The organism is Aeromonas sp. 2692-1, from assembly GCF_013085505.1.
GTDB classification, from domain to species: domain Bacteria; phylum Pseudomonadota; class Gammaproteobacteria; order Enterobacterales; family Aeromonadaceae; genus Aeromonas; species Aeromonas hydrophila.
This window is the reverse complement of record NZ_CP038513.1, coordinates 1,606,309-1,632,007: the sequence shown is the minus strand read 5'-3', so window position 1 is coordinate 1,632,007 and position 25,699 is coordinate 1,606,309. Positions and strand designations below refer to the sequence as shown.

Here is a 25,699-nt window from a genome sequence, read left to right as displayed (position 1 = left end):
CATCCTGTTGATTGATCAAGGGTCAACAGAATAACAGCGAGGACACCATGGCTCGAATGTTTCTTATTCCTCTGTTGCTGGCCCTCGGGTGGTGGGCGTTTCTGCTCTACTTCCGCATCCCGCTCAAACAGGGGGCCAAGGGCTTTTACTGGATCATCGGCATCGGTGGCGGGCTTGCCGCCTTCCTCAGCCTGATGATGGTGCTGACCCACTAGCACAGCCCCCGCGCGGCAATAAAAAGGCCACCCTGCGGTGGCCTGATGATCAACTCCCCAGCGAGCTGAGATGGTAGTGGCGGTTGCTGCCCTGCCCCAGCACCCCCTGGGCCAGCAGATGCTGGAACACCCGATCCACCTCCTCCAGCGACAGCGACAGCGCCTCTGCGACTCGCCGCTTGCTGCACTTGAGCTCACCGCTCTCCAGCGCGCTGCGCACCTGAGCCACCACCTCCGGCTCGGGCTCCGGTCTGGCCATCACGGCGGGCACCATGGCCGCCACCTCAGCCTGGCGGGCCAGGGTCTGCTCCCTGGCCTGCTGCCACAGCCAGCTGCGACGAAAGCGGTTCTCTTCGCCGATCAGGCTGACGAAGAAGGCGCCAAACACGTCGAGCAGCACGGAGAGGAAGCAGACCAGCAGAAACTGCACCTGGCTGATGCTCATCCCCACCCCGTCCGCCAGGCTGCTCATCAGCCCCAGCATGGAGGATTGCTCGTTGATGGGCTTGGCATCGCGCTCCTGGCGCAGCTCATCCTGACGCAGCCTGAGCTTGGTGTTGGCCTGCTGCAACCCGCTGACGCCGCTGGAGATGCGCGCCATCTCGATGTACTTGCGGGCCGCCTCCTCGTTGAGCTGGATCTGCCGCTCTATGCTGGCGATCTGCTCGTCGAAGCGGGCGATCTCCCGCTCATGGCGCGCCTGCTGGTTGAGGATGGTGTTGGTGGCGCTGTTGATGCCGCCGATGCTGCCACCGATGGAGATGGCGGCCAGCACGCTGTAGAACAGCAGCGACCAGAAGGCCCCGCTCAGCTCCCGCCGCGCCTTGCACTCGCCGTACTCGTACCAGACGTAGAACTTGCCCAGCTCGAAGATGATGGCCAGGCCGCCAAACAGCCACTTCATCAGGGGATTCTCGTCGATGGAGAGAAACAGCAGCAGGGAGAAGACGATGGAGGCCAGAATGGCCAGCCCGGTAAAACTGTACACCGTGGTCAAGGCGAACCACCCCTTGGGGTAGCGCAGCACGGTAGAAGCCTGTGTAGTCATGATGAAGGGGGTGCGATATGCAGGAAAAGTTGGCTGCCGATTATAGTCAGCCGAGCCACAGAATGAAGGCTAATCATTTGAATTGACTCAGATACCTTCACAAACGGACAGGCTGCGACCAGATTGGGCAAATTGTCGACGCTTCCCCGTTGTCTGCCGCTGCAAACCCCGCTAGCCTGATCGCCTGCCCACCCGCGGCAAGCCGGCATGACATGCCCGCCAACTGATGTCGTGCCTGGTTCCGGCCCGGTTAAGGCGCCAGCTTCTACACTGAGACCAATCCTTCCGCACTCGAGGTCATCATGCACAAATCCATACTGCTGCTCTCCCTGCTGCTCGTCCAAGGCATGGCCATGGCGGCGCCCCCCTCCAAGAACAACGATGGCGTCAAACTCTCCACCGACGACATCAAGCTGGACATCAACTGGGATCAGAAAGAGTACGACTGGTGGCAGAGCAACTGCCTGGATCTCGGCATCGGCGACAGCCGCATCCAGCTCAACTGCGACAAGATGGACGGCAAATACCGGGACCACTACAACCGCAGCATCCACAGCGGCAACAACCCGGGCCAGGGCCACAACAAGCAGAAAGGCAACGGCAACGGCAAGAAGAATTGATCGTCATCCCCGTCACCCTGACACAGGGGCCGAGGCCCCTGTGTCCATTTCTCTACCAGTAGTTCTCCGCACTGATGTTGCCGGGCGCCCGCCGCAGGTTCTTGGCCAGCCCCAATGACAGCAAGGTCTGCTGGGTCTCCTTCACCATGGCCGGGTTGCCGCAGATCAGCACCTGACTCAGCTCGGGAGCAAATTCCAGCCCGACCCGCGCCTGCAACCGACCGTCGGCGATGGCGGCCGGGATCCGCCCTGCCATCGCCTCGGGCCATTCCTCCCTGCTGACGAAGGGCACATAGCGAAAACGCTCGCCGTGGCGGGCGGCAAAACCCGCGATAAGCTCCCGATAGCTCAGCTCTTCCCCCTTGCGCACCCCGTGCACCAGCACCAGGTTCTCGAAACGGGCGAAGGCTTCCCCGTCGGCCAGCATGGAGAGGAAGGGGCCGATGGCGGTGCCGGTGGAGAGCAGCCAGAGATCGCGCCCGGCCGGTATCTCGTCCAGGGTCAGAAAACCGGTCGCCAGGGATTGCACCAGCAGGCTGTCGCCCGCTTGCAGTGAACCGAGGGACGGAGTCAGTTCCCCATCGGGGATCTCGACGAAATAGAACTCGTGATAGGGGGCTGACGGGGGATTGACGAAGGAGTAGGCCCGCTGGATGCGGCGTTCGCCCTGCTCGAGGGCCAGTTTGGTGAATTGCCCCGCCTTGTAGGGGGCCAGCTCGGCCGCCACACGCAGGGAGAACAGGGTGGGCGTCCACTCGATACGCTCAAGGACGCGACCTTCGACCCAGGCCATAGGGATCTCCTCCAGAAGAACGGATCCTTACTCTAACCCTGGGCCTGAAAATAAAAAACCCGCGCAAGTGCGCGGGTTTTTTCTGCAAAAGCGAATCGCTATTACAGGGCAACAACCTGGATCTGTACGGTTGCTTTGACGTCAGCGTGCAGCTGAACAACAACTTCGTAGTCACCGGTGTTACGCAGAACGTTGCCCATGCGGACTTCGCTCTTGGCAACGGCTACGCCGGCAGCAGTGATGGCTTCAGCCACGTCACGGGTACCGATGGAACCGAACAGCTTGCCTTCGTCGCCAGACTTGGAGGCGATAACAACGGCAGCCAGTTCACCCAGCTTGGCAGCGCGCTCTTCAGCGGCAGCTTTACCGGCAGCCAGTTTGGCTTCCAGTTCAGCACGGCGAGCATCGAAGGTCTCGATGTTGGCCTTGGTAGCCATAACAGCTTTGCCTTGCGGGATCAGGTAGTTACGGGCATAACCAGCTTTCACGGAAACTTGGTCACCCAGACCGCCCAGTTTGGCGATTTTGTCGAGCAGGATAACTTGCATTACCTTTCCTCTATAAATTTCGTTGAGTTAGGCTTAAGCGCCGGACCGATTCTTACTTGTTGTGCAGATCGGTGTACGGCAGCAGAGCCAGGTAACGAGCACGCTTGATGGCGCGTGCCAGCTGACGCTGATACTTGGCGCGGGTACCGGTGATACGGCTCGGTACGATCTTGCCAGATTCAGTGATGTAGTTTTTCAGAGTAACGATATCTTTGTAGTCGATCTCGGTAACGTTCTCGGCGGTGAAGCGGCAGAACTTACGACGACGGAAATAACGTGCCATGGCCTTTATCCTCTAGTCAGTGATCCAGAATTACTCTTCGGAAGCAGCTTCAGTAGCTTCTTCGCGGCGCTCGTCGTCACGACGGGTGAAGCGCTCTTCCTTGGCCTTGGCCATCGGAGAAACTTCAGTCACGGCGTGCTTGGTGCGCATGATCATGTTGCGGATAACGGCATCGTTGAAGCGGAAGTTGGTTTCCAGCTCATCGATAACGGCTTGCTCTGCTTCTACGTTCATCAGAACGTAGTGGGCTTTGTGCAGTTTGTCGATCGGGTAAGCCAGCTGACGACGGCCCCAATCTTCCAGGCGATGAATGGTACCACCGGAGGTGGTGATGGCGCCGGTGTAACGCTCGATCATGCCAGGTACTTGCTCGCTCTGGTCCGGATGAACCATGAAGACGATTTCGTAATGACGCATTTTAGCTCCTTACGGATTAATTCAGCCTCCGCCCAGGTGCAGCCAGACCTCGGAGGCAAGGAACATAATGGTGTTTAGACGCTGCTTTTCTAGGGCGGCGTATTGTACAAAATCCCATCCCCCACTGCAACCAGCCGCCACCGATGTTTTTATCTATGGGAACAATACAAAACTTCAATTGATAATAATTATCATTTAGATCTATTCTATCTCCATGCACTTATGGAGGCTGATACCATGCAACCCGCGCTGACCACGGCCATCCCGGCCCGCAAATTCAAGCTGACCCTGCTCGGGCCGGCCTTTATCGCCGCCATCGGCTACATAGATCCGGGCAACTTCGCCACCAACATTCAGGCCGGATCCACCTTCGGCTACCAGCTGCTGTGGGTAGTGGTGTGGGCCAACCTGATGGCCATGCTGGTGCAGACCCTCTCGGCCAAACTCGGCATCGTCACCGGCAAGAACCTGGCGGAACACATTCGCGACCGGCTGCCCAAGCCAGCAGTCTGGGCTTACTGGGTACAGGCGGAGATCATCGCCATGGCCACTGATCTGGCCGAATTCATCGGTGCGGCCGTGGGCTTCAAGCTGCTGCTCGGGGTCACCCTGCTGGAAGGGGCCGGCATCACCGCCGTGGTCACCTGGGGCATTCTGATGCTGCAGTCCCGCGGCCAGAAACCGCTGGAGTTTGTGGTGGGCGGCCTGCTGCTGTTCGTGGCGGCGGCCTACATCGTCGAGCTGGTGTTCTCCCGCCCCCATCTGCCGAGCCTGCTGGAGGGCGCCCTCTTCCCCGGCCTGCCCAACAGCGACGCCGTCTATCTGGCGGCCGGCGTGCTCGGTGCCACCGTGATGCCCCACGTCATCTACCTGCACTCGGCACTGACCCAGCACACCCAGGATCAGGGCTCGGTCCCCCAGCGGCTGCACACCACCCGGGTCGACGTGGCCATCGCCATGACCATCGCCGGCTTCGTCAACCTGGCCATGATGGCCATGGCGGCGGCCGCCTTCCACAGCTCCGGCAACCAGCAGGTAGCGGAGCTGGAGTCGGCCTACCAGACCCTGACCCCGCTGCTGGGCCAGGCGGCCGCCACCCTGTTCGGCCTCTCGCTGGTCGCCTCCGGCATCAGCTCTACCGTAGTGGGCACGCTGGCCGGCCAAGTGGTGATGCAGGGCTTCGTGCGCTTCACCATCCCGCTCTGGCTGCGCCGCGCCATCACCATGGCCCCCGCCTTCGTGGTGATCGCCATGGGCCTCAACACCACCGAAATCCTGGTGCTGAGCCAGGTGGTGCTGAGCTTCGGCATCGCGCTGGCGCTCATTCCGCTGCTGATATTGACCGGCGATCGCGCCCTGATGGGGGAGTATCGCAACCACCCGGTGACCCAGGCGGTCGGCCGCCTCATAGTCGCCTTGGTGATCGGGCTCAACGCCTACCTGCTGGTCGCCATGATCTAGCCCTCCCCCCCTTCTCAGGCCGGTTCGTTAACCGAGGTTAATGAGCCGGCCTGCGCTTTGGCGTATGCTGGCGGCTCTCTTCCTCTTCGATTTGCGGGAGCCATCCATGCCACATACCCGAGCCAGCTTCGTGCTGGGCCACCATCAGGAGCAGGCCAGCGTGCTCTTCTGCCAGAGCGGCGACACCAGCCTGCTGGTCACCGACCTCACCCCCTTTCATCCCCAGAGCCACCTCTGGCCCGATCAGCCGGGTGACGTGGGTACCGTGCATTGGGAGGGTGGCGACGCGGTCGTCGGCCCCTGCCGCATGGGGGCCATCAGCCCGGATGGGGAGCTGTTCGTCGACCAGGCGATCCCGGTCAAGCGGAGCGCAGAAGGGTGGCGCTTCGTGGTGGTGCACCCGCTGGCCGGTCACTGTGCGCTGCCAGTGGGCAGCCAGGTGACACTGCGGGTGGATGCCGAGGCCCGCCATGCCCTGAGCCTGGGCCACAGCGGCTGCCATCTGGCGGCACTGGCACTCAACCGGGCGCTGATGCCTTACTGGCGCAAAGAGCTCAGCGAGCGGGACGCGCTGGATCAGCCGGACTTCGATCGCCTCGCCATCCAGACCTCGCGGGTCGAGCCCATGGGTTCGCGCGAGCAGTACCGGATCGGCAAAAGCCTGCGCAAGAAAGGAGTCAACAGCGAGGCGCTGCTGGCAGACCTGCCGCAGATAGAAGAGAGGATCAACCAGCAGTTGGCAGACTGGCTGGCGGCCGGTGGCGAGATCCGCCGCAGCCGGGCCGGCGAGGCGATCATCGACTCCCGTTACTGGCACTGCTCACTGGAAGGCCGGGAGGTCACCATCCCCTGTGGCGGCACCCATGTGGGCAGCCTGGCCGAACTGGGGCAGGTACAGGTGCAACTGGCCTCCTGTGAGGAAGGGTTCACCCTCACGACCCGGGTCACTCCCTGACCGGCCGGCCCGGATGCCTTAAGCCGCCTCCCCCTAGCCGAGACGGATCAGCAGGATCCCGCCCAGGATCACCAGGGCGGCCAGCAGCCGGACCCGCCCCAGCGCCTCCCCCAGCCAGCCCCAGGATAGCAGCACAGCAAACAGCACGCTGCTCTCGCGCAGGGCCGCCACCAGGCCGATGGGCGCCTTGGTCATGGCCCAGATGACGATACCGTAGGCCAACAGCGACAGGGCGCCCCCGATGGCGCCGCTGCGCCACGCCGCAGGCCCCAGCTCGCGCCAGGCGGTGCGACTCTGCCAGCGCATCAGCAGCGGCATCATCAACGCGGTGAGGGCGAACAGCCAGAGGGTGTAACGTATCGGCTCACCGGCCGAGCGGGCTCCCGCTCCATCGGACAAGGTATAGGAGGCGGTAAACAGCGCAGTGATGAGCACCGCCTGCAGCGCGGCCGGGGCCAGCCGCAGACCGCCGCGCCATGCCATCAGCAGCACGCCGCTCACCAGCACCACGGCCCCCGTCACCGCCACCATTCCCGGCACTTCGCCCAGCAGCAGGGCCCCGAACAGCAGGGTCACCAGAGGGGCGCTGCCCCGGGCCAGCGGATAGATCTGGCCGAACTCACCCAGCCGGTAGGCTCGACCGAGAAAAAGACAGTAGCCGCAGTGCAGCAGGATGGAGAGCGCCAGCCAGGGATATTCGGCCGCCACCGGCCAACCCACCAAGGGCAGCAAGGGGGCGGCAAACAGGCCAGAGCAGAGAGAGACCAGCAAGACACTGACGCGCCCCTCGGCCTGGCGCTTGGCCAGCGCATTCCAGAGCGCGTGCAGCAGGGCGGCCAACAGGATGGCAGCAAAGATGGTAGGGGTCACGACAGGGTTCCGATAGCAACAGGCCGCCCAGCATAGCCGGTTTGCCCGGCGATGACAGAGAGCAGCCTCATAAGATGCCTGCTTTTCTCACCCATCGGCCTGCTGCCGATGGGTATGTCATCAGCGCAGCCGGCGCTGCCAGTGAATGGCCAGCAGGATGAAGCTCACCCCGACCCAGAGGTTCCACGCCGGGATCTCGCCAAACAGCCAGACGCCCAGCAGTACCACGAACATCAGGCCCGAGTACTCGGTCGCTGCGATGCGGTTGGCCTCAACCTGGCGATAGGCATAGAAGCAGCTGGCGTGATAGAGCAGCTGCATGACGCCGCTGCCACCGATCAGCACCAGCAGTCGCCAGTCCACCGGCTGCCATTGATGCACCGCCAGCCCGGCGGTCAACGGCAGAGCCAGCAGATTGGCCCAGAACAGGGTCGCCACCACCGAGATCCCGGCTGGCAACTTGCGCCCCGTGATGTTGAACAGCGCCAGGGTGAAGGCGGTCACCAGGGCGCCCAGCCCGGCCAGATGGAAATCCCCCGGCCGCAGCACGAACACCACCCCGAGCAGCCCCATGCCTCCCAGCAACCAGACGCGGGAATTGATCTTCTCCTTGAGCAGCCAGGCCGCCAGCGGCAGCGTCAGCAACGGGGAGACATAGAAGATGGCGTTGGCCGTGGCCAGCGGCAGCTGGGTCAGGGCCAGCATCATGCCGCCCCCGCCGAGCAGGCAGAGGTGGCCGCGCAGCAGGTGCCACTTCCAAGCACCCAGTCCCCAGGCCGAGCGCGGTACCCGCAGCATGAAGGGCAGCAGCACCAGCAGGGTCAGCAGCTGGCGCAGGAACATGTATTGGAAGGGGCTGAAGCCGGGGCCGATCAGCTTGACCAGCACGTCGGAGAAGGCCTGGGCCAGATTGCCCAGCACCAGGGTGATGATGGCGAAGGTTTGCAGGTCCAGTGCGAACCGCTTGCGCAACAACTCCATCAGCGACAGCCGCTCGAGTGGCGAACGCTAATAAAATGGCTCAACGGCTCAATCGCTGAATCTTGTTCTGAATTAATGGGGTAAAAGACCATTTTTAAAACCTATCCATCAACTGTTGCCGATTAATCACTCAGAGGGTACCCACTAACATGGCGCCGAGCACCCGTTTTCTTTACTACCTCAAGACATAATAATTTCATTGTTATGCTTAAAAGGTATTAAGAGGAGCTCATGCCGATGTGGGGAATGTCATCTTCCAGATAGGGTTCACCCACGGCGGTGAAACCATGACGACCGTAGAAACCTTGCAGGTGTGCCTGGGCCCCGAGATAGATGCTGACCCCGGGCCAGAGCCGGGCACACTCCTGCAGCGCCTGCTGCATCAGCCGGTGACCGAGCCCATCACCTCTCGCTTCGGGCGCGGTCACCACCCGGCCGATCACCACCTGCTGCGCCTTGGCCACGCCGGGCGCCATCAGCCTGGCATAGGCCACCAGTGCCCCATCCTGCCAGCCGAGCAGGTGCAGCACGTCGGGGCGCTTGTCGACGCCGTCCAGATCAAGAAAGACACAGGTCTGCTCCACCACGAAGACCCGGGATCTCAGGGTGAGCAGTTCATAGAGTTCGTTGACGTCGAGTTGTTCAAAAGACTTGAGAGACCAGTTCATGGGGGTTCCTTGCTCATGATGAGAAGGGCAGCATAGCCAGCCACACGTGGGTCGGCATTAACCTTTGTTAAGATCCTTCAGCCGTTTGCGAATGCGGCTCAGGCTGATGGGGGTGATGCCCAGATAAGCGGCGATCTGGTGATCGGGCACCCTGGCCTCCAGCACGGGAAAACTGCGCAAAAAGTGCTGATAGCGGGCCTGCGGACTCTCGGTCAGGAGCAGCAGCTCTTTCTCCTCCTTGATGCGCAGCTGCACCGCCAGCAGATGCTGATACCAGGCGGGCCAGCAGGAGAGCGTGCGCAGATCGGCCAGATTGAACAGCAAGAGCCGACAGGGCTCCAGCGCCTCAACGCTGTAGCGGGCCGGCTCGCCACTGAGCAGGTGGTGGAAGTCGAGAAACTCGTCACCCTCCCAGTAGAACTCCTTGATGTACTCGCGGCCATCCGCCAGCACCACCTTGGCCCGCAGCAGTCCCTGCTCCACCATCACCAGCAGATCGGGTCGATCGCCAGCATGCCAGAGGCAGGCACGGGGGCTCAGGGTCAGCGGCCGGGCAAAAGAGAGGAGGCGCGCGGCCTCCTGCTCATCTGTGACCCGATCCCGGCAAAACGGGGGTCTATCCATTCAGCTCGCCTCAGGCACGACGCTGGCGCACGGCTTCAAACAGGCAGACGCCGGTCGCTACCGAGACGTTGAGGCTGGATACCGCCCCTGCCATCGGGATGCTCACCAGCTCGTCGCAGTGCTCGCGGGTGAGGCGGCGCATCCCCTTGCCCTCTGCGCCCATCACCAGCGCCATCGGGCCGGTCAGTTTGGCCTGGAATACGTCGTGATCCGCCTCGCCGGCGGTACCGACAATCCACACGCCACGCTCCTGCAGCTCGCGCAGGCTGCGAGCCAGGTTGGTGACCTGGATGAGCGGCACCACTTCGGCGGCGCCACAGGCAACCTTGCGCACGATCGGGGTCAGGCCGGAGGCCTTGTCGCGCGGCACGATCACCGCATGCACGCCGGCCGCATCGGCGCTGCGCAGGCAGGCGCCGAGGTTGTGCGGATCGGTCACCCCGTCCAGCACCAGCAGGAAGGGTTGAGTCTGTTGCTCGGCCAACTTGTCCAGCAGGCTGGCCAGATCGTGCTCAGCCAGCTTGGGCGCCTCTTTCACACGGGCCATGATGCCCTGGTGATTGTTGCCCTCCGCCTTGTCGTCGAGCGTCTTGCGGTTCACGCTCTGCACCTTGAGGCCGAGAGATTCCAGCTCGTCCAGCAAGGGTTGCAGCCGGTCGTCATCGCGCCCCTTGAGGGCCCACACTTCGATGAAACGCTCCGGGGTGCGCTCCAGCAGCGCGGATACAGCGTGAATGCCGTAGATCAGTTCAGTACTCATTTAGTGCTCTTGGCCTTATCGCGAGCCTTTTTGCTCGGTCGTCTGTTGCTGGGTTTGGCGCGGCCACCCTTGTCGGATTTGCCGTGATCCTTGCCCTCTTTACGTTTTTCGTGGCGCTGGGCGCTCTTGGCCTTCTCTTTCTTGATCTCGGCCTGCTTGCGCGCCATCTCTTTGGCGTTCTTGCCGGTTGCCTTGAGGGGCTCTTCCACCATCACGAAGTCGATCTTGCGATCGTCCAGATTCACGCCCATCACCTTGACCCGCACCTTGTCACCCAGACGGTAGCGGCGGCGGAAGTTCTCGCCGATCAGCTGCTGGTGCAGCGGGTCAAACTGGTAGTAGTCGTTGGTGAGGGTGCTGACGTGCACCAGACCGTCGATGTGGATCTCCGCCAGACGCACGAAGAAGCCAAAGCCGGTGACGCTGGCGATGACGCCGTCAAACTCGTCACCCACGTGATCCAGCATGTACTCGCACTTGAGCCAGTCGGCCACGTCGCGAGTGGCGTCATCGGCACGGCGCTCGGTCATGGAGCAGTGCTCGCCCATCGGGTCCACTTCTTCCAGCTGGTAGTGGTAGCCACCGCTCGGGGTCCACTTGTGGCGCAGGTTGGCCTGCTGCTCCTTGGCGGTCTGATACTTGATCGCGCGGTGCAGGATGAGGTCGGGGTAGCGACGGATCGGCGAGGTGAAGTGCGCGTAGGACTTCAGCGCCAGACCGAAGTGACCGATGTTGTCGGCCTGATAGATGGCCTGACGCATGGAGCGCAGCAGCATGGTGGAGAGCAGCTCCGCATCCGGGCGCCCTTCAAACTTGGCAGCCAGGTCGGCGAAATCTTTCGGCTCGGGCTCCAGGCCTCCCTTGAGCTCCAGACCCAGCTCGGCCAAGAAGTCACGGAAGCCGGTCAGACGCTCTTCGCCCGGACGGTCGTGCACCCGGAACAGGGCGGCGGCCTCGTTCTTCTCGATGTAGCGGGCAGCGGCCACGTTCGCCTGGATCATGCACTCTTCAATGATCTTGTGGGCGTCGTTGCGCACCAGCGGCACGATACGGTCGATCTTGCGCTGGGCATTGAAGATGAAGCGGGTCTCTTCGCTCTCGAACTCCACCGCGCCGCGCTGATGGCGGGCATGTTTGAGCGCCTTGTAGAGGTTGTTGAGCTCTTCGATGTGACCCACCAGCGGCTCGTACTGCTGACGCAGCTTGGGATCCCCTTCCAGGATCGCCGCCACCTTGGTGTAGGTCATGCGGGCATGGGAGTTCATCACCGCTTCGTAGAACTTGTAGCCGGACATGCGGCCAGCGGCGGAGATGGTCATCTCGCACACCATGCACAGACGGTCGACCTGCGGGTTCAGGGAGCAGAGGCCGTTGGAGAGCACCTCCGGCAGCATGGGCACCACGAACTCGGGGAAGTAGACCGAGTTGCCGCGCTGATAGGCTTCGGTGTCGAGGGCGGTGCCCGGCTTCACGTAGGCGGAGACGTCGGCAATGGCGACCCACAGGCGCCAGCCGCCACCGCGCTTGGCTTCACAGAAGACGGCGTCATCGAAGTCACGGGCATCTTCCCCGTCGATGGTCACCAGCGGCAGGGCGCGCAGGTCGATGCGGCCCTCTTTGGCTTTCTCCGGCACCTGCTCGCCCAGACCGGCAACCTCTTTGGTCACCTCTTCCGGCCAGGTATGCGGAATGCCGTGGGTACGCAGGGCGATTTCGATTTCCATGCCGGGCGCCATGTTTTCACCCAGCACTTCCAAGACGGTGCCGACCGCATTGAAGCGGGCGGTGGCGCGCTGATTGATGCGCACGACCACTACCTGGCTCTGGCGAGCGCCCTTGTTCTCCCCTTCCGGGATGATGATGTCCTGGCCGATGCGGCTGTCATCCGGTACCACGAAACCGACGCCGTTCTCGACGAAGTAGCGGCCGACGATGTCCGCTTCACGGGATTTGAGCAGACGTACCAGACGCGCCTCCTGGCGCCCCTTGCGGTCGATCTCGGTAGGCTGCACCAGGGCGTAGTCGCCGTGCATCAGGCGCTGCATCTCGCGGTTGTTCAGGAACAGATCCGGGCCACCACCCTCGGGGCGCAGAAAACCGAAGCCATCTTTGTGGCCGAGCACGTAGCCTTTCACCAGATTCAGACGATCCGGCAGGGCGTAACACTGGTTGCGAGTGAATACCAGCTGACCATCACGCTCCATGGCGCGCAGACGACGGCGCAGGGCTTCCAGCGGCTCTTCTTCGGTCAGCTTGAGGACCTTTGCCAGCTCTTCACGGGACATGGGCTTTTCATGGCCCTTGATGAGGTCGAGGATCATCTCGCGACTGGCGATGGGGTTCTCGTATTTTTCGGCCTCGCGTTCGAGGAAAGGATCTTTTTGAGACATAAGCAGGCCTTAGGGTAGGTGGTAACGGTGCCATTATATCGGAGGGGGGGGCGAATGGCATCCATCGACTGCCTTTTGGCCAATCTCTCTGTCATACTATGCACAGTTTGCAGGCATGATGAGACATGGAACTCATGAGCAAGGACTCGTTCGCCCAATCCGCCGCCTATCTCAAGCAGGCGGTTCCCCTGATGATCAAGTATCAAATCCCCACCACGCCGGATAATTACACCCTTTGGTATAACTACGTGGCGGCCAGCATGCCCGAGCTCAATCAGGCCATCGATCAGGCCATCAAGCTGCAGGGAACCTGCTCTCTCACCACCTGTGAACGCCTCTATCACCAGCACCTCGCCGCGCAAGATGAGCAGCAGATGGAAACCATGAAGCTCAACCTGGCCGCCATGGCCAACGAGCTTGGTCACACCATGCAGGATGCCCTCTCCGACACCGGCATGTTTCAGGACATGCTCGACAAGAGCTTCGACCGGCTAAGCCTCATCGACGACGAGGGGCTGAGCCTGGAAGACACCATGGGGATCCTGCGGGATCTGGTGCGCGAGTCGCGGGACGTGCGCATGTCCACCATGCACTTTCGCAACCAGCTCAGCAGCGCCGAGAAGGAGATCAAGGAGCTGCGCGAGGCGCTCAACGAGACCCGCAAACTGGCCAACGAGGATGCGCTCACCAGCCTGCTCAACCGGCGCGCTTTCGATCTGGAGATAGAGAGCCTGATCCGCAGCAAGCAGCCCTTTTCCCTGATCCTGTCGGACATAGACCGCTTCAAGAGCTTCAACGATGAATATGGCCACCTGCTGGGGGATCAAGTGCTGCGCGCCTTCAGCAAGCGGCTGCGGGAAACCTGCAAGGAGGGCGTCACAGCCTACCGCCTCGGCGGCGAAGAGTTTGCCCTGCTGGTCCCCATGCGCAGTCTGGCGCTGAGCCGCCAAATGGCGGAGAGCCTGCGCCGGGCCATCGAGAAGATGTCGATTCTGGATCGCAAGTCGGGCCGGCGCATCGACCACATCACCGCCTCGTTCGGGGTGGGTGAATACAGCGGTCAGGAGACGGGCGACAGCCTGGTCGAGCGCACCGACAAGCTGCTCTACAAGGCCAAGGAGCTGGGTCGCAACCGGGTGATGCCGCTGCCATCCTGATTCTGCCAGCACACAAAAAGGCCGGTCAATGACCGGCCTTTTTCATGTTTGCCATCCCGGGATCAGAGGCTTTTCAGCTTCTCTTCCGGCAGGGCCAGCTCGTCATTGCGGTTGACGCCGATGCCGCGCTCCAGCACGTGGCGGGCGATGGCATGGGCCTCTTCCAGTGAGTGCATGCTGTAGGTACCGCACTGGTATTCGTTCAGCTCGGGGATCTTGCCCTGCTCCTGCACGGTCAGCACGTCGCTCATGGCGGCCTGCCAGGCGGCACCGACCCGGGCTTCGTCCGGCGCACCGATCAGGCTCATGTAGAAGCCGGTCCGGCAGCCCATGGGGGAGATATCGATGATCTCCACCCCGTTGCCGTTCAGGTGGTCACGCATGAAGCCGGCAAACAGGTGCTCGAGGGTGTGGATGCCGCGCTCGGAGAGGATCTCCTGGTTCGGCACGCAGAAACGCAGATCGAACACGGTAATGGTGTCCTTGTTCGGGGTCTGCATGGTCTTGGCCACACGCACCGCCGGCGCAGCCATGCGGGTGTGGTCAACGGTAAAACTGTCCAATAACGGCATTTCTGACTCCTGATTTGGTTACCAGAACCAGCCCCCGCTGGAGAGCTGATCCTTGCATTGTCGATACTGGGCGCCGTAGCGCTGGGCGCGGGCCTCCACCTTGCGGGATGTCTTCATCAGCCATCCCTTGCTGCGGTAGCTGCCACGCCGATAGCCACCCCACCCTTCGTGATAGTTGAGATACTGGCCATACGCATCCCACTTGGAGGTGCCATTCAGCCGCTGGGCCTTGTGAGTGTACCAGCCCATGAAGTCGATGGCGTCGGCAAAGTCGTCGCGATCGCTCCAGCCGTTGCCGGTTTCCCGCTGGTAGTCGGCCCAGGTTTCATCCTTGACCTGGGCATAGCCGTAGGCGGAGCTGGCCCGCCCGGTCGGAATGAAGAGGAAATACTGCATCGGCGGCTGGGCATCGTGCACGAAGGAGGACTCCTGATACATCATGGCCATCACCACCTGGATCGGGGTTCCCCACTTCTCGTTCATCTTGAGCGCCGCCTTGTGCCACTCCGGCTTCTCGCGAAAGATCTGGCACAGGTTTTCCGGCTGGGCCGGCGGCCGGGTACTACAGGCGGTCAGACCGGCCAGCAGGCCGGCCACCGCAACGAGGCGCATCCAGGACATCAGCGGGATCGAGTCTCCATTCGTTGGCTCATCACGAGGCTCTGCCATCTCATCAGATGGCGTCTTCGTTCTCTTCGCCGGTACGGATACGAATGACGCGCTCCACCTCACAGACGAAGATCTTGCCGTCACCAATCTTGCCGGTGCGGGCGGTGTTCTGGATCGCTTCCAGGCAGGCATCGAGATCCTCGTCCTGCACCACCAGCTCCACCTTCACCTTGGGCAGGAAGTCGACCATGTACTCGGCGCCGCGATAGAGCTCGGTGTGGCCCTTCTGGCGGCCGAAGCCCTTGACCTCGGACACTGTCATGCCGTTGATGCCGATCTCGGCCAGGGCCTCGCGCACATCGTCCAGCTTGAACGGTTTGATGATGGCTTCAATCTTCTTCATGGTGACTCCTTACCAGTTCTGTTTGCCAAACCCGGACGTGATGGGGTAACGGCGATCCTTACCAAAGTTGCGGGCCGTGATGCGGGGCCCGACCGCCGCCTGACGGCGCTTGTATTCGTTGAGATCCACCAGCCGGATCACCTTGCGCACCACCGCCTCTTCGAAGCCCTCCGCCACCATGTCGGCCACAGAGGCATCTTCTTCCACGTAGCGCTTGAGGATGGCATCCAGGATGTCGTAGGGCGGCAGGCTGTCCTGATCCACCTGGTCCGGCGCCAATTCTGCCGAAGGCGGACGGTCGATGACCCGCTGCGGGATCACATAATCGACGGAATTGCGGTATTCGCACAGCTTGAAAACCAGTGTCTTGGGCACATCTTTCAGCACGTCGAAGCCGCCGGCCATGTCGCCGTACAGGGTGGCATAGCCCACCGCCATCTCACTCTTGTTACCGGTGGTCAACACGATGCGACGACGCTTGTTGGAGAGCGCCATCAACAACACGCCACGGCAGCGGGCCTGCAGGTTCTCTTCGGTGGTGTCGCGAGCCGTGCCCTCAAACAGCGGCGCCAGCTGGGCCATAAAGCCTTCAAACATAGGTTCAATGGAGATGATGTTGAACTCTACCCCCATCCGCTCGGCCTGCTCCTTGGCATCTTCCACGCTCATCTGGGCGGTGTAGCGGAACGGCATCATCACCGCCTGCACCTTGTCGGCGCCGATGGCATCGGCCGCGATGGCCAGGGTCAGTGCCGAGTCGATGCCGCCGGAGAGGCCCAGCACGGCACCGTGGAACCCGTTTTTGGTGACGTAGTCGCGCACCGCCAGTACCAGTGCCTGATAGGTCTCGGCCAATGGCGCCAGCGGCGCGGCGGGTTCCCGCTCTTTCACTGGCTGGCCATCGGCAAAGCGCACCAGCGCCAGCTCTTCGGCAAAGGGGGACAGCTTGTGGGTCAGCTCACCCTGGCTGTTGAACACCTTGGAGCAACCGTCGAAGATCAGCTCGTCCTGACCACATACCTGATTGAGGTAGACCAACGGCAGACCGGTCTGATCGCAGCGCTCCATCATCAGCTCGCGGCGGATCCAGGGTTTTTCCTGATCATAGGGTGAGGCATTGATGGTGAGCAGCAGCTCGGCTCCCGCCGCCTTGGCGGCCAGCGCAGGGCCCGGCTGCCAGAGGTCTTCACAGATGAGCAGCCCCAGCTGATGACCACGGAAGGGGACCACGCAGGTCTCGGTTGCCGCGGTGAAGTAACGCTTCTCGTCGAATACTCCGTAGTTGGGCAGATCCTGCTTGAAGTAGCGTGCGACCAGCTTGCCTTGCTCGTAGAGGGAGGCGGCGTTGTAGAGTGCCTCCCCGTCGCGCCAGGGGTGACCCACCAGAATGGCGCAAGCCCCCTGCCATACCGCGATGCGGGCCAGGGCGGCCTCCACCCGGATCATCAGATCGGCGCGCAGCAGCAGATCTTCCGGCGGATAGCCGGTCAGGGCCAGTTCGGAGCAGACCAGCAGATCGGCGCCTTGCCGATCGGCCTCGGCGGCTGCCGCCAGCACCTTGTCACAGTTATCTTCGATGGCGCCTACCGTCAGATTCAACTGGGCAAGCATCAGAGAGAGGGCTTTTGCCATGGCGATGCATCTTGAATTCGAAAATGATGGGGAATGATAAAGAAAAGGCGCTGGCTGTGCCAGCGCCCAAGGCTCAAGGGGTGCAAGTCAGGCTGGTCGCGTTGGTCACTCCGTTGTCCACCAGCAGTGAACAGGGGCCGCTCAACACCTGATTGTTGGACTGTTGCGTCATCTGCACGCTGAAGGAGGGTGGCTGCAACATATAGGTGGTGCTGCCCTGGTTGGAATAAGCAAGGTTGATGGCCAGCGTCGAGTTCGCCGGGGCTGTACACAGATAAGCTGCAGGCTGATTGTTGGCCTGTGGATAGTCGATGCGGCAGGTCGCCCCGGAGTTGGGAGTCGTGATGCTTAGCCTGTTGAACGTATTCTTGCTGCACGCTACCGGTGGGGGATTCTTGCCACCCGTCCCCCGGGTCAGACACTGGATCCAGCCACTGACACTGACGGTCGGTACCGTCTGCGATCCTGTATCCACCTTGACCAGCATATCCGCCGTCTGCGCCAGCGACTGGTCCCGTGGCGAGATGAGCGAAGCCGTGATGCCGGAATTCCCCTGATAGGCAGTGACACGCACGGTGACGCTCTGCAGCACCTGGTTGCTGTCCTTAGTCGATTTCTTCGCCGTCATGTAGCCGCGGCTGTAACTGCCGAAATAGTAGTTGTTGAGATCCACCACCGTCTTGACCGTCTCGTTGGTGACAGCGGCATAGTCGGTGGCATTGCCCGTCAGCAAGTTCTGCGGGGCCATGGCCCACTCTGCCAGCATGGTCAGGTTGATATCCTGAAACGGCACCTTGGTCAGATAGTCCACCGCGCTGGTATCAATCCCCACCAGATAGACAGGGTCGAGCACATCCACATAGATGCCGCGGGCGATGAGCTGCGCCGTACCCGTGTTGACGGTGATCCCGGTCGTGGTATCGCCCCCGGCTTCCGCGTTGGTCGCCAGCCAGGCTGAAAAATCTGTGATGGTCGGCAAGGTGGCGGAGGCACCCTGGGTCCAGTTCAGGGTCGACTTCTGCCAGTCTATGTAGGTCTTGACCACATACTTGATGTATTTCTGATAACTGGCCTGGTTCGCTGGTTTGGCCAGGAAATCGGCCGTGGTCACCACTACCTTGACCAGGTTCCAATCAGGCAGGGGGCGATAATAGCCATCCAGCCGGACGAAACGGCAGGCATCCACGTACTTGCCGCTGTTCGCCGTGCTGAGGCTGCTGCTGTAGCGTACCCGGCTGGTGTTGAGCGGAGCATAGAAGTTGGTGAAGCTGGAGCCACTGCCATCGAAGTGATCCTTGCAGCAGCTGGTACAGAGCGTGGGCTGGCCATTGACGCTGCTGTCGAGCGTCCCCGTGGTCTTGGTCTGCAGCGAGCCTGATTTCCAATAGAGCTGGTTGCTGGCTGAACTGTAGGCCTGACCCGGCAGATAGGCGCTCAGGCTGGAGCCATAACTGCAGGAGCAGGAGACGGATGCCATGTCCTGCAACACCTGCTGGGTGTTGCCACCCGCTGCGGGTTTGTAAGTCACTGTTTCGAACTGGACCAGCTTGCCCACCAGACCATCTTTGGATGTGACGGTCGGCAGTGGCTTGCTGGTCTCCTGTTTGTTACCATCGCCCAGCTCCACCGAGATGACGTCAGGCGCTACGCCGGGGGTGTAGTTGACCTTGGGGCCTTGCCTCGCCGTATTCAAACCGCCATCCAGCTGATCGGAGCTCAAGGATTCGATGGGTGAAACATTGCCGGCCAGTTGCAGCGCCTGAGCCTGCCCTTCGCTGTCCGTCCACCCGACGTTGACCGTGATCGCCTTGCGGCCCGGGTAACTCAGGCGATAGCCCGCCGGTGCCACGTTCTGCCAGGTTGAGCCATTCAGATACTGATTGGTCACCGCCCATGCCACCGAGTAGGCCTCACCCGACAGAGTCACGGCCGCACTGGCCGAGGCTATCTGGTTGTAGGCCGTCAGCGGCGCGGTTGCACTCACCACGCCATTGAAATTGCGAAACTCATCCAGCTTGGACTCCGCCAGTCGCATCGCCGTCTCATAACGCCGGCCATCCTGCGAAACCGTCAGCGCCGACTTGGACATGGCGACCAGGCCGACAATGCCTACTCCCAGCACCACCAGCGTGATCAGGATTTCCAGCAGGCCAAATCCTTTTTGCCCTTTCATCTCCATATCCCCTTACCAGTCTCGCCAGCTGCCAGGCACCTGATTGACGATCTGGAATGCGGCGCCATTCGAGATGTTGCTCAGGACACTGGCATCATACTTGGCATCGTAGGTACCGTTGGCGTTGCCCAGTTGATAGTTGGAAACCATGGCGCCATACACGATGGCCCCACCGGTCAGCTTCACGTCCGTCCCGGCAGCAGCAGGGTTGGATGAGTAGGCAAATACCAAGCCATACAGCACCGTATTGCCGTTGACCGCCAGATTGCCATTGCGCACGATGAGAATCACAGGCGCCGTTGCGGAACCGACGTTGGAGGAGGGCTTGCAGTCCCCATCCACAATGATGAGGCCGGTTGAGGCAGGACCAAGCGAGCTGCAGTCTGTCAACTTCTGGGTTGCCCTGGCCTCCAGATTGGCCCAACCGTTGGCATCATCCTTTTCATTGAACAGATACCAGACCAGATCGGTCGGGAAGGCAGTATCGTTATCCTTGATATCCGGCTGCTTGTCCCCCTTCTGACTGATGTTGGCCGAACAGCCGCCGTCGTAGTCCCCCTGATGACAGGTCTGTCCGGTCCCCGTGATCAGGTCGACATTGCCGCTGGTCCAGACCGACAGTGGTACCCCCAGCCCGCCACCATTGGGGTTGGCTACTATGGTGAAGTTGCCGCCGACCGCCATGCCGCCAGCCACGGTCAGAGGCGCGGCAGGAGAGCCGGCCAATACGCTGAAACGTACGACCTTGGTTTCGACTGCCGCCTGGGCCTGACTGTTGCTGAGAGTCGCCTGGGAACGAACCCTTATCGGCGTCACGACCACCGACCCCACCGTGATGGCAGTATCGTCAGAAGATGACAGGGTATAGCTGCCCGTGGTCAAGGTAGTCGTTGCCCCGCTGGTCCTCCAGCTCGGATCCAGCGTCAACCGCCCCAGTCCATCGGCCAGACCCACTTCCGCCATTGCCATGGCCTGACGATAGAGCACCTCGTTGAGGGTCACTCGCCGATCAGCCACTAGCATCTTGCCAACCAACAATGAAATGCCCAGCAGGATCAGCACCAGCAACAAAGTGATGGTGAAGGTGGTAAAACCGGCTTGTCGGCTCATGTCAGTACCCATCATTGCGCAGCTTGATATCCCGCTGCAAATTCAGCGTCAGTGCCGGCGTGGCCTTGAACCGCCCGCTCACCATCAATTGCAACGCCCTCGCCCCGCTGACCTGACTGCTTGGCAGGAGCCTGAACGTCATGGCGGTGATCTCTACGGTATCGTCGCTGGAGATCAGACTGCCATTGCCACAGGTAGTAGTCCCTGTCCCCTGCTTGATCCCCTTGTCAGCACTGCTGTAGCTGTAAACCAGGGTGTCATCGCTGCTCAGCACTCCATTTTCATCGTTGTCATAGCGTACCCTGATACAGGTATACAGGCCGGATCCCGTCGCGGTTTCATTCATCAGGTCCGTGGCCGTATCAAAATAGAAACTGGATCGGCTGCCAGAAGGGGCGGCAAGAAACTGGGTGGCGTTGGCGTCATACCCGGCTCGCTGGATGTCTCGAGCCATCATGTCCGTCAGCAACTGAACTTCCTGATTCAGGCGGCTGGTCTGCATGGCGGTGTAATTGGCCTTGAGAATGGTGGCAAACAGCGAAATGACTGCAGCCACCAGCAGCAAGCCCGCCACCATGGCCACCATCAACTCGACCAGGTTGAAACCCCGCATTTTCAGTTGCATGCCACCTCTCCCACCAGGTTGCTGACGGCACAGGTACGTACCCGCCCAAGGTTGTTGGTGACCACTTTCATACTGGCGGCCGAAGAGCTCACCGTGATGCTGCCGCTTGGCAGGGTACCGCGCCGGGGGGAGAAGCTGATGGGACGTATCTGGCTTGAGGACTCCGTGTAGGTGCCCGTCAGAATGATCCCGGGAAATTCACTGGCATCAGCACCTTTACGCCCTTCGATGCTGGAACAGGTGTCGCTGCAGCTGGCGCAACTGCCATCGATGCTGATGCGATAGCACCAGCTGTCGGTACCGCTGTTGAACAGGATCATTTGCAAATTGCTGTTGCGTTTGAGCGCTTCGGACTTGAGCAGCATCATGTCGGTGTAGACCGCCTGGGTGGCCGCCTTGACCATCTGATCCTGGCGCAGGGATTGATAACTGGGGATGGCCACGGTCAGCAACAGGGCGACCAAGGACAGGGCAACCATCAGCTCTATCAGGGTAAAACCGGCGGATCTGCCCTTTCTGCCTTCCATCAGCTCAAGACTCCTTTCTTTTTGCACGTGCCAGTAGGGTCTACTGTCAGTACTATCCTATAGTATCAACCTGTTTCACGAAGCATGCCGCCCCATGAGAATCAAACAGTCCGGAATCACCTTGCTTGAACTGATCGTCGTGGTCGCCATCGTCGCCATCATAGCGTCTGTTGCCTATCCCAGCTTCACCGATGGCTTGCGCAAATCCCGCCGGGCCGAAGCGCTCAAGGGCTTGCTCAGCATGCAGCTGAAACAGGAAGAGTTCCGGGTTTCCAATACCAGTTACAGCACCACCCCCTCCCAAGTGGGCAACCCCACCAGCAGCTACTATGACTTTTCCATTTCAGGTGCCACCGCAACCGGCTATACCCTGATCGCCACCAGCAAGGGGGCACAGGTAGGCGACAAGAGCGGCAGCACCGCCTGCGATACACTGACCCTCAACAAGGCCGATACCAAGACTCCTGCTGCCTGCTGGTGACGGACTACCAGCACTCGGCTGCCGTCATGCTGGCCATCGATACCCCCTGCTGTCCGCCCTGATCAAGGGTCAGCAGGCCGCAAGGATCGCCGTTCATCACCCCGGTCGGGATTGCCGTCAGGGTATAGCTGGCGCCGCTGGCATTGAGCGCCAGATTGTAATAGGCAGTCCCGCCATCCCTGGGCAAGGTGGCCAGCCCGGCGGAGACCAGGTTGCCACCATCATAGTTGCCGTCAGCGGTAAACTGTCGCTCCATGTATTGTGCCGCCTCCAGCAGGGCAGCCTTGGCTTCGGCCCGCTTGGCAGAGGCCATGTAACTGTTGTAACTGGGATAGGCGATCACGGTCAGAATGGCCATCACGGCTACCGCAATCATCAGCTCCATCAGGGAAAATCCACGTTCCATCTCCACCTCTACTCCAGTTGCAACCAGGATTGGCGACCACCCAGATCACCCGCCCCCTCTTCCAGCGTGACCGATATGTTGCCGCTGGAGCCACTGATGTACTTGCGCTCCATGTCGGCATCTTCCACCACGCTCGGCGTCGTGGTGAGTTCATCAAACTGCTTGCCGCTGACCGGCACCTTGATGTCGTTGCCACCACTGTCCTTGATCCCCACATAGTCGTCATCGTTGACGGCACCATCGCCATTGACGTCGAACACCGAGTAGGTCAAACGCGCCCCCGAAATGGGATCCAGCTCCATCAACCAGGAGCGCCCACCGAAGTCACAGGCGTCCGCCGAGGGGATCAGGGTGTTGAAGATCAGCCGCTTGTTGCGATAAAGCATCTCTGACACGGCTCGCTCCCCCACCCCCTTGCTCAGCGCAGGGGATTTGAGCACCAGATACCACCCTTTCTGGCTGGTGTAGTTGACCGCTGTGTTGGACACCACCCTCACGTTGAACTTGATGGTGGTGCCATTGGCGGAGTACTCGTGGGTAATGCTCTGCTGCAACAGCTGGCTGCTGAGCACGGTAGCCCCGGTATCCCAGATGCCGTAGACGGCTTCCAGCCTGGGGGTCGCCGGCAGCAACTTGTCGTCATTGGTGAAATAGCTGCCCGTTCCCATCAGCACCATGATGCCCCCCTTGGGATGACGGATGGCCAGCGGGCGCATGGTGACGGGTTGACGCGTGCTGGCGGAGCAGGTTCCGTTGCACGCCTGAAACAGCGGTTTTGGCTTGTTGCCGGTCTTGAAGGCACTCCCCCACTGGGCGCTGTTGTTGTCGGTCAAATCGAATTTCCACAGATTGCCCTGCAGATCGCCGGCGTAGACATAGTCCGCCACCCGGTCGCCATCCTCGTCTACCGGCAAGGGGGATGAGAGACCATTGGGCTCGCTGGCCGAGCCCACCTGGGTATCTATCTCCTTGATCACCGCGCCGGTCGCCAGATCCAGCACGAACAGGCGCGCCGTTTGGCTGGTGCTGTTGTAGCCGTTGGCCACCAGCGCCACCCATTTGTTGCCGGATTTGACCCGAACCAGGGTCGGCGCTGCCAGCGCCACCCCCATCTCGGTATTGGTAAACTCCCACAGCATCTTGTCGGCGGTGAAGTTGTCCGGCGCCGTCACGTCGATGGCAAACACGGCCTTGCCACCGGCACCGGTCGATCCCAGCAGCACGGTTTTCCAGCTGCTGCCAAGATAGGCATCGCCTACCTTGGCCGTACCATCGACATAGTAACGATGGCTGTAGTCCGGCTTGGTCAGCAAGCTCAGATCCCCCAACAGGCTGGCAGGAATGTAGGCCAGGGTCTCCACCCCGTTGGCGACCCTGAAACCATGCAGCATGCCGTCATTGGCCCCCACGTAGAGCATGGGTGTACGGCTGCGAATAGCCGTCGAACCGAGGAAACTCAGATAACCGTCCCGCTCCGCCTGGGTCAGGCCGGTGGCGCTGCCGTAGCCGTAATCCCGGCTGCCGACATAGACGGGATCCGAGTTGATGATGTCCCCCAGCAGATCGCTGCGGCTACGAAACAGGCCGCCATTGCTCTGCTCGCGACTGCGATCACCGCGCAAATAGGCAACCCGGTTTTCCCCCTGGCTGTCGCCAGCAAGGTTGAACAGGGCACGGTTGGTGGCATTGAGATCGGCCCAGGTGAAGGGAATGCCGACCCCGTTTTGTCGAGTAAAGATGCTGCGGGAGGTGTGTGCCGGGATCAGGGTTGCGGCATCCCAGGCCATGTTGCCCAGCGACCCATCGCTGTTGAGGGGAATGGAGATGAGTTGCCCCGACCAGTCGCCGCTGTTGTAACGGGCCTGGTAGATGTGGGTGTTGCTGTCCAGCCGGGTGGCGTTGGCGGTCACCGAGCTGGCGGAGCTGTTGCGGGCCGCAATCTGGGCCAGGGTGCTGCTCAGGGCTGCGGCAAAGATGTCGGGGTCGCCCGCGCTGAAAAAGCTGCCCTTGCTGTTGAGTGCCGCGTGCCAGAGATCATCAATCTTGTACTCCGGAATGTAGGTCGCGTTCTTGTACTCCTTGTCATCCGGATCATGGGGGTTGGGCCAGCTGTTCGGGATGCCGTTGGCCGGATTGAGTGACCCGTTGACCCCGAGCCCAACGGTAAAGTTGACCAGATGCTGCCAGTTGGCCGGATCCGCCGTGCTGGTCGGCACCTTGTCGGCCAGATCGGCACGCAGGTCGGTTTTCCAGTATTTGTAGGCCACGTCGGCCAGGGTATTGCTGTAGCCATCCTTGTCCAGATCCCCTACCGAGGGGGTATCTCCGTTCCAATAGCCATCGGTCATCAGGATGTTGTAGCTCTGCCGGCAGGTGAGGTGGGGCAAGGTGCTGCCGGCACTGGCCGCCCAGGGGCCATTGTTGTCGGTGCGGGAGAAGTACTCCCCCACATCCTTCAGGCTGGTGCGCAGCGGCGTGCCGGCGGCCGGAATATCGCGGCTGTAGAGGTCGCTGAAAAAGGCGCTGCGATCGGTGCCGGAAAAAGGCGCTACCCCACGGATCACACTGCCGCTGGCGTTGATGGTGGCAAACCCCACCCGCAGGGCCTGCCCTTGGCTTGCAAAAGCACGGCCGACCCCGGCACGAGCCGCCAGGATCCGGGAGCGGTAGTAGGTGTACCAGTTGGCGAAGTTCTGGATCTCCTCGTCATAGGTACAAACGGGGGCGCTCTTGCAATCGCTGCGATTGGGGCGCCCGCCATAGGTACTGCCGGACTTTATCTCCACCCGGGTATAGCTGCCCACCTTCTTCACGTCGCCACTGCCCTTGTAGGCAAAGTAGACGGCAGGCCAGAAGGTTTCATCGTCGTTGTAGTCAGTGGAGGAGAACCCGGTGTAGTAACGCAGGGACTTGGATCGGTTGTTCTTGGTCAGATCACGACAGCCGGCGGCGGTATTGAAGGGGTTGTGCGGTGCACAGCTGATGCTGGCATTCGCCATCAGAGTACCGTCCGCCTTGGCCCAGGGCCGATAGCTCTGCTGCGGGTTGTAGTAGAGTTTGTTGTTGTTGCTTGAGCGGGTATAGGCGTTGCGGTCGTTGTTGCTGGTGAAGGTCACGGTCCGGTTGTCATAATCCTCGCTGCCATAGACATTGTCAGCTCTGGGATAGACGTAGCGAGCGCTGTTCTCGATCAACCCCTCCGGCATCAACTCGAAGTGCATCGAACCTGAGTCATCGAGACTGAACATGATGTTGGGTTCGGCCCGGGTACCCAGATAGAGGGGAACCTGGGCGATGTCGAGGGCCGCCTGCACCTGGGAGCAGAGCAGCAGGGCCGAGAGTCCGTAGCCAGATGCACGCATGGGTTGTTC

At 61.3% G+C, this 25,699-nt stretch carries 27 protein-coding genes; 6 read left to right on the top strand and 21 right to left on the bottom strand.

Features of this window, described 5'->3' with window-relative positions; all coding sequences use genetic code 11:
• The first annotated feature begins 47 nt into the window (after positions 1-47).
• A complete protein-coding gene (locus E5E97_RS08050) occupies positions 48-215 on the top strand; it encodes a hypothetical protein (RefSeq protein ID WP_005308905.1) in 168 nt (55 codons plus the stop codon).
• Positions 216-264: 49 nt separating this feature from the next.
• Here E5E97_RS08050 and E5E97_RS08045 read toward each other — a convergent pair whose 3' ends face one another.
• Entirely contained in the window at positions 265-1,263 is a 999-nt protein-coding gene (locus tag E5E97_RS08045) for a Preprotein translocase subunit SecY (protein ID WP_171280125.1), read from the bottom strand.
• 302 nt (positions 1,264-1,565) lie between these two features.
• Between E5E97_RS08045 and E5E97_RS08040 the strand changes: the two genes are divergently transcribed.
• Positions 1,566-1,883 carry a hypothetical protein gene (locus E5E97_RS08040; protein WP_171280124.1) on the top strand — a complete coding sequence of 106 codons (318 nt, stop codon included), beginning with the start codon at positions 1,566-1,568 and terminating at the stop codon, positions 1,881-1,883.
• 52 nt (positions 1,884-1,935) lie between these two features.
• Here E5E97_RS08040 and E5E97_RS08035 read toward each other — a convergent pair whose 3' ends face one another.
• The 4 genes from E5E97_RS08035 to rpsF form a co-directional block, all read right to left on the bottom strand.
• Positions 1,936-2,676, bottom strand: a complete 741-nt coding sequence (locus E5E97_RS08035) for a ferredoxin--NADP reductase (RefSeq protein WP_171280123.1) — start codon at positions 2,674-2,676, stop codon at positions 1,936-1,938.
• 101 nt (positions 2,677-2,777) lie between these two features.
• Entirely contained in the window at positions 2,778-3,224 is a 447-nt protein-coding gene (gene rplI, locus E5E97_RS08030) for a 50S ribosomal protein L9 (protein WP_011704669.1), read from the bottom strand.
• 52 nt (positions 3,225-3,276) lie between these two features.
• The gene (gene rpsR, locus E5E97_RS08025; protein WP_005308890.1) at positions 3,277-3,507 is read right to left on the bottom strand and encodes a 30S ribosomal protein S18; all 231 of its coding nucleotides are present in this window, start codon (positions 3,505-3,507) and stop codon (positions 3,277-3,279) included.
• 30 nt (positions 3,508-3,537) lie between these two features.
• The gene (rpsF, locus tag E5E97_RS08020) at positions 3,538-3,924 is read right to left on the bottom strand and encodes a 30S ribosomal protein S6 (protein WP_005308887.1); all 387 of its coding nucleotides are present in this window, start codon (positions 3,922-3,924) and stop codon (positions 3,538-3,540) included.
• Between the two features lie 237 nt (positions 3,925-4,161).
• Between rpsF and E5E97_RS08015 the strand changes: the two genes are divergently transcribed.
• Complete coding sequence (locus E5E97_RS08015) at positions 4,162-5,385, top strand: Nramp family divalent metal transporter (RefSeq protein ID WP_016349448.1); 1,224 nt, start codon at positions 4,162-4,164, stop codon at positions 5,383-5,385.
• A gap of 64 nt (positions 5,386-5,449) precedes the next feature.
• Positions 5,450-6,340 (top strand): hypothetical protein, encoded by an 891-nt coding sequence (locus E5E97_RS08010; protein ID WP_171280122.1) that lies wholly within the window; start codon positions 5,450-5,452, stop codon positions 6,338-6,340.
• Positions 6,341-6,373: 33 nt separating this feature from the next.
• On the opposite strand, the gene E5E97_RS08005 is transcribed toward E5E97_RS08010, so the two are convergent.
• The 6 genes from E5E97_RS08005 to rnr form a co-directional block, all read right to left on the bottom strand.
• Positions 6,374-7,210 (bottom strand): DMT family transporter, encoded by an 837-nt coding sequence (locus tag E5E97_RS08005; protein ID WP_076361488.1) that lies wholly within the window; start codon positions 7,208-7,210, stop codon positions 6,374-6,376.
• 120 nt (positions 7,211-7,330) lie between these two features.
• Entirely contained in the window at positions 7,331-8,191 is an 861-nt protein-coding gene (locus tag E5E97_RS08000) for a DMT family transporter (RefSeq protein ID WP_029301975.1), read from the bottom strand.
• A 218-nt stretch (positions 8,192-8,409) separates the two neighbouring features.
• On the bottom strand, positions 8,410-8,859 hold the full coding sequence (locus tag E5E97_RS07995; RefSeq protein WP_011704664.1) for a GNAT family N-acetyltransferase: 450 nt from the start codon (positions 8,857-8,859) through the stop codon (positions 8,410-8,412).
• A gap of 57 nt (positions 8,860-8,916) precedes the next feature.
• The gene (locus E5E97_RS07990) at positions 8,917-9,483 is read right to left on the bottom strand and encodes a Crp/Fnr family transcriptional regulator (protein WP_118881918.1); all 567 of its coding nucleotides are present in this window, start codon (positions 9,481-9,483) and stop codon (positions 8,917-8,919) included.
• Between the two features lie 10 nt (positions 9,484-9,493).
• Positions 9,494-10,243 (bottom strand): 23S rRNA (guanosine(2251)-2'-O)-methyltransferase RlmB, encoded by a 750-nt coding sequence (gene rlmB / locus E5E97_RS07985; RefSeq protein WP_118881919.1) that lies wholly within the window; start codon positions 10,241-10,243, stop codon positions 9,494-9,496.
• Positions 10,240-12,633 carry a ribonuclease R gene (rnr, locus tag E5E97_RS07980; RefSeq protein ID WP_016349442.1) on the bottom strand — a complete coding sequence of 798 codons (2,394 nt, stop codon included), beginning with the start codon at positions 12,631-12,633 and terminating at the stop codon, positions 10,240-10,242. The genes rlmB and rnr overlap by 4 nt, the downstream gene beginning before the upstream one ends.
• Positions 12,634-12,767: 134 nt before the next feature.
• On the opposite strand from rnr, the gene E5E97_RS07975 reads away from it, so the two are divergent.
• Entirely contained in the window at positions 12,768-13,790 is a 1,023-nt protein-coding gene (locus tag E5E97_RS07975) for a GGDEF domain-containing protein (RefSeq protein ID WP_024944559.1), read from the top strand.
• A 62-nt stretch (positions 13,791-13,852) separates the two neighbouring features.
• Here E5E97_RS07975 and luxS read toward each other — a convergent pair whose 3' ends face one another.
• The 8 genes from luxS to E5E97_RS07935 form a co-directional block, all read right to left on the bottom strand.
• Complete coding sequence (gene luxS, locus E5E97_RS07970; protein WP_011704660.1) at positions 13,853-14,362, bottom strand: S-ribosylhomocysteine lyase; 510 nt, start codon at positions 14,360-14,362, stop codon at positions 13,853-13,855.
• Between the two features lie 18 nt (positions 14,363-14,380).
• Positions 14,381-14,974 carry a transglycosylase SLT domain-containing protein gene (locus E5E97_RS07965; RefSeq protein ID WP_272481394.1) on the bottom strand — a complete coding sequence of 198 codons (594 nt, stop codon included), beginning with the start codon at positions 14,972-14,974 and terminating at the stop codon, positions 14,381-14,383.
• A gap of 61 nt (positions 14,975-15,035) precedes the next feature.
• Complete coding sequence (glnB, locus tag E5E97_RS07960) at positions 15,036-15,374, bottom strand: nitrogen regulatory protein P-II (protein ID WP_005308848.1); 339 nt, start codon at positions 15,372-15,374, stop codon at positions 15,036-15,038.
• A 9-nt stretch (positions 15,375-15,383) separates the two neighbouring features.
• The gene (locus tag E5E97_RS07955) at positions 15,384-17,006 is read right to left on the bottom strand and encodes an NAD+ synthase (protein ID WP_118881920.1); all 1,623 of its coding nucleotides are present in this window, start codon (positions 17,004-17,006) and stop codon (positions 15,384-15,386) included.
• Between the two features lie 73 nt (positions 17,007-17,079).
• Positions 17,080-19,179 (bottom strand): prepilin-type N-terminal cleavage/methylation domain-containing protein, encoded by a 2,100-nt coding sequence (locus E5E97_RS07950; protein ID WP_118882323.1) that lies wholly within the window; start codon positions 19,177-19,179, stop codon positions 17,080-17,082.
• Between the two features lie 12 nt (positions 19,180-19,191).
• The gene (locus E5E97_RS07945; RefSeq protein WP_029301968.1) at positions 19,192-20,289 is read right to left on the bottom strand and encodes a PilX N-terminal domain-containing pilus assembly protein; all 1,098 of its coding nucleotides are present in this window, start codon (positions 20,287-20,289) and stop codon (positions 19,192-19,194) included.
• Between the two features lies 1 nt (position 20,290).
• A complete protein-coding gene (locus tag E5E97_RS07940) occupies positions 20,291-20,914 on the bottom strand; it encodes a PilW family protein (protein ID WP_118881921.1) in 624 nt (207 codons plus the stop codon).
• Positions 20,905-21,441, bottom strand: a complete 537-nt coding sequence (locus E5E97_RS07935) for a GspH/FimT family pseudopilin (protein ID WP_118881922.1) — start codon at positions 21,439-21,441, stop codon at positions 20,905-20,907. Before E5E97_RS07935 ends, E5E97_RS07940 begins: the two co-directional genes overlap by 10 nt.
• Positions 21,442-21,535: 94 nt before the next feature.
• Between E5E97_RS07935 and E5E97_RS07930 the strand changes: the two genes are divergently transcribed.
• The gene (locus E5E97_RS07930; RefSeq protein WP_118881923.1) at positions 21,536-21,922 is read left to right on the top strand and encodes a type IV pilin protein; all 387 of its coding nucleotides are present in this window, start codon (positions 21,536-21,538) and stop codon (positions 21,920-21,922) included.
• Between the two features lie 4 nt (positions 21,923-21,926).
• Here E5E97_RS07930 and tppA read toward each other — a convergent pair whose 3' ends face one another.
• Positions 21,927-22,328: a type IVa pilus pseudopilin TppA gene (tppA, locus tag E5E97_RS07925; protein WP_026080224.1), complete on the bottom strand. Its 402-nt coding sequence runs from the start codon at positions 22,326-22,328 to the stop codon at positions 21,927-21,929.
• A gap of 8 nt (positions 22,329-22,336) precedes the next feature.
• On the bottom strand, positions 22,337-25,690 hold the full coding sequence (locus E5E97_RS07920) for a pilus assembly protein (protein ID WP_171280121.1): 3,354 nt from the start codon (positions 25,688-25,690) through the stop codon (positions 22,337-22,339).
• Positions 25,691-25,699: the final 9 nt, after the last annotated feature.

What these genes read in the sequence shown, in the direction of transcription:
- E5E97_RS07945 (WP_029301968.1), bottom strand. Translation starts at nt 20,289, where the DNA reads ATGAGCCGACAAGCCGGTTTTACCACCTTCACCATCACTTTGTTGCTG.
- glnB (WP_005308848.1), bottom strand. Translation starts at nt 15,374, where the DNA reads ATGAAGAAGATTGAAGCCATCATCAAACCGTTCAAGCTGGACGATGTG.
- rpsF (WP_005308887.1), bottom strand. Translation starts at nt 3,924, where the DNA reads ATGCGTCATTACGAAATCGTCTTCATGGTTCATCCGGACCAGAGCGAG.
- luxS (WP_011704660.1), bottom strand. Translation starts at nt 14,362, where the DNA reads ATGCCGTTATTGGACAGTTTTACCGTTGACCACACCCGCATGGCTGCG.
- rpsR (WP_005308890.1), bottom strand. Translation starts at nt 3,507, where the DNA reads ATGGCACGTTATTTCCGTCGTCGTAAGTTCTGCCGCTTCACCGCCGAG.
- E5E97_RS07990 (WP_118881918.1), bottom strand. Translation starts at nt 9,483, where the DNA reads ATGGATAGACCCCCGTTTTGCCGGGATCGGGTCACAGATGAGCAGGAG.
- rnr (WP_016349442.1), bottom strand. Translation starts at nt 12,633, where the DNA reads ATGTCTCAAAAAGATCCTTTCCTCGAACGCGAGGCCGAAAAATACGAG.
- tppA (WP_026080224.1), bottom strand. Translation starts at nt 22,328, where the DNA reads ATGGAACGTGGATTTTCCCTGATGGAGCTGATGATTGCGGTAGCCGTG.
- E5E97_RS07935 (WP_118881922.1), bottom strand. Translation starts at nt 21,441, where the DNA reads ATGGAAGGCAGAAAGGGCAGATCCGCCGGTTTTACCCTGATAGAGCTG.
- E5E97_RS08050 (WP_005308905.1), top strand. Translation starts at nt 48, where the DNA reads ATGGCTCGAATGTTTCTTATTCCTCTGTTGCTGGCCCTCGGGTGGTGG.
- E5E97_RS07975 (WP_024944559.1), top strand. Translation starts at nt 12,768, where the DNA reads ATGAGCAAGGACTCGTTCGCCCAATCCGCCGCCTATCTCAAGCAGGCG.
- E5E97_RS08040 (WP_171280124.1), top strand. Translation starts at nt 1,566, where the DNA reads ATGCACAAATCCATACTGCTGCTCTCCCTGCTGCTCGTCCAAGGCATG.
- E5E97_RS07940 (WP_118881921.1), bottom strand. Translation starts at nt 20,914, where the DNA reads ATGCAACTGAAAATGCGGGGTTTCAACCTGGTCGAGTTGATGGTGGCC.
- E5E97_RS08035 (WP_171280123.1), bottom strand. Translation starts at nt 2,676, where the DNA reads ATGGCCTGGGTCGAAGGTCGCGTCCTTGAGCGTATCGAGTGGACGCCC.
- E5E97_RS08000 (WP_029301975.1), bottom strand. Translation starts at nt 8,191, where the DNA reads ATGGAGTTGTTGCGCAAGCGGTTCGCACTGGACCTGCAAACCTTCGCC.
- E5E97_RS07965 (WP_272481394.1), bottom strand. Translation starts at nt 14,974, where the DNA reads ATGCGCCTCGTTGCGGTGGCCGGCCTGCTGGCCGGTCTGACCGCCTGT.
- E5E97_RS07955 (WP_118881920.1), bottom strand. Translation starts at nt 17,006, where the DNA reads ATGGCAAAAGCCCTCTCTCTGATGCTTGCCCAGTTGAATCTGACGGTA.
- E5E97_RS07920 (WP_171280121.1), bottom strand. Translation starts at nt 25,690, where the DNA reads ATGCGTGCATCTGGCTACGGACTCTCGGCCCTGCTGCTCTGCTCCCAG.
- E5E97_RS08045 (WP_171280125.1), bottom strand. Translation starts at nt 1,263, where the DNA reads ATGACTACACAGGCTTCTACCGTGCTGCGCTACCCCAAGGGGTGGTTC.
- E5E97_RS08010 (WP_171280122.1), top strand. Translation starts at nt 5,450, where the DNA reads ATGCTGGCGGCTCTCTTCCTCTTCGATTTGCGGGAGCCATCCATGCCA.
- E5E97_RS07995 (WP_011704664.1), bottom strand. Translation starts at nt 8,859, where the DNA reads ATGAACTGGTCTCTCAAGTCTTTTGAACAACTCGACGTCAACGAACTC.
- E5E97_RS08015 (WP_016349448.1), top strand. Translation starts at nt 4,162, where the DNA reads ATGCAACCCGCGCTGACCACGGCCATCCCGGCCCGCAAATTCAAGCTG.
- E5E97_RS07930 (WP_118881923.1), top strand. Translation starts at nt 21,536, where the DNA reads ATGAGAATCAAACAGTCCGGAATCACCTTGCTTGAACTGATCGTCGTG.
- rplI (WP_011704669.1), bottom strand. Translation starts at nt 3,224, where the DNA reads ATGCAAGTTATCCTGCTCGACAAAATCGCCAAACTGGGCGGTCTGGGT.
- rlmB (WP_118881919.1), bottom strand. Translation starts at nt 10,243, where the DNA reads ATGAGTACTGAACTGATCTACGGCATTCACGCTGTATCCGCGCTGCTG.
- E5E97_RS07950 (WP_118882323.1), bottom strand. Translation starts at nt 19,179, where the DNA reads ATGAAAGGGCAAAAAGGATTTGGCCTGCTGGAAATCCTGATCACGCTG.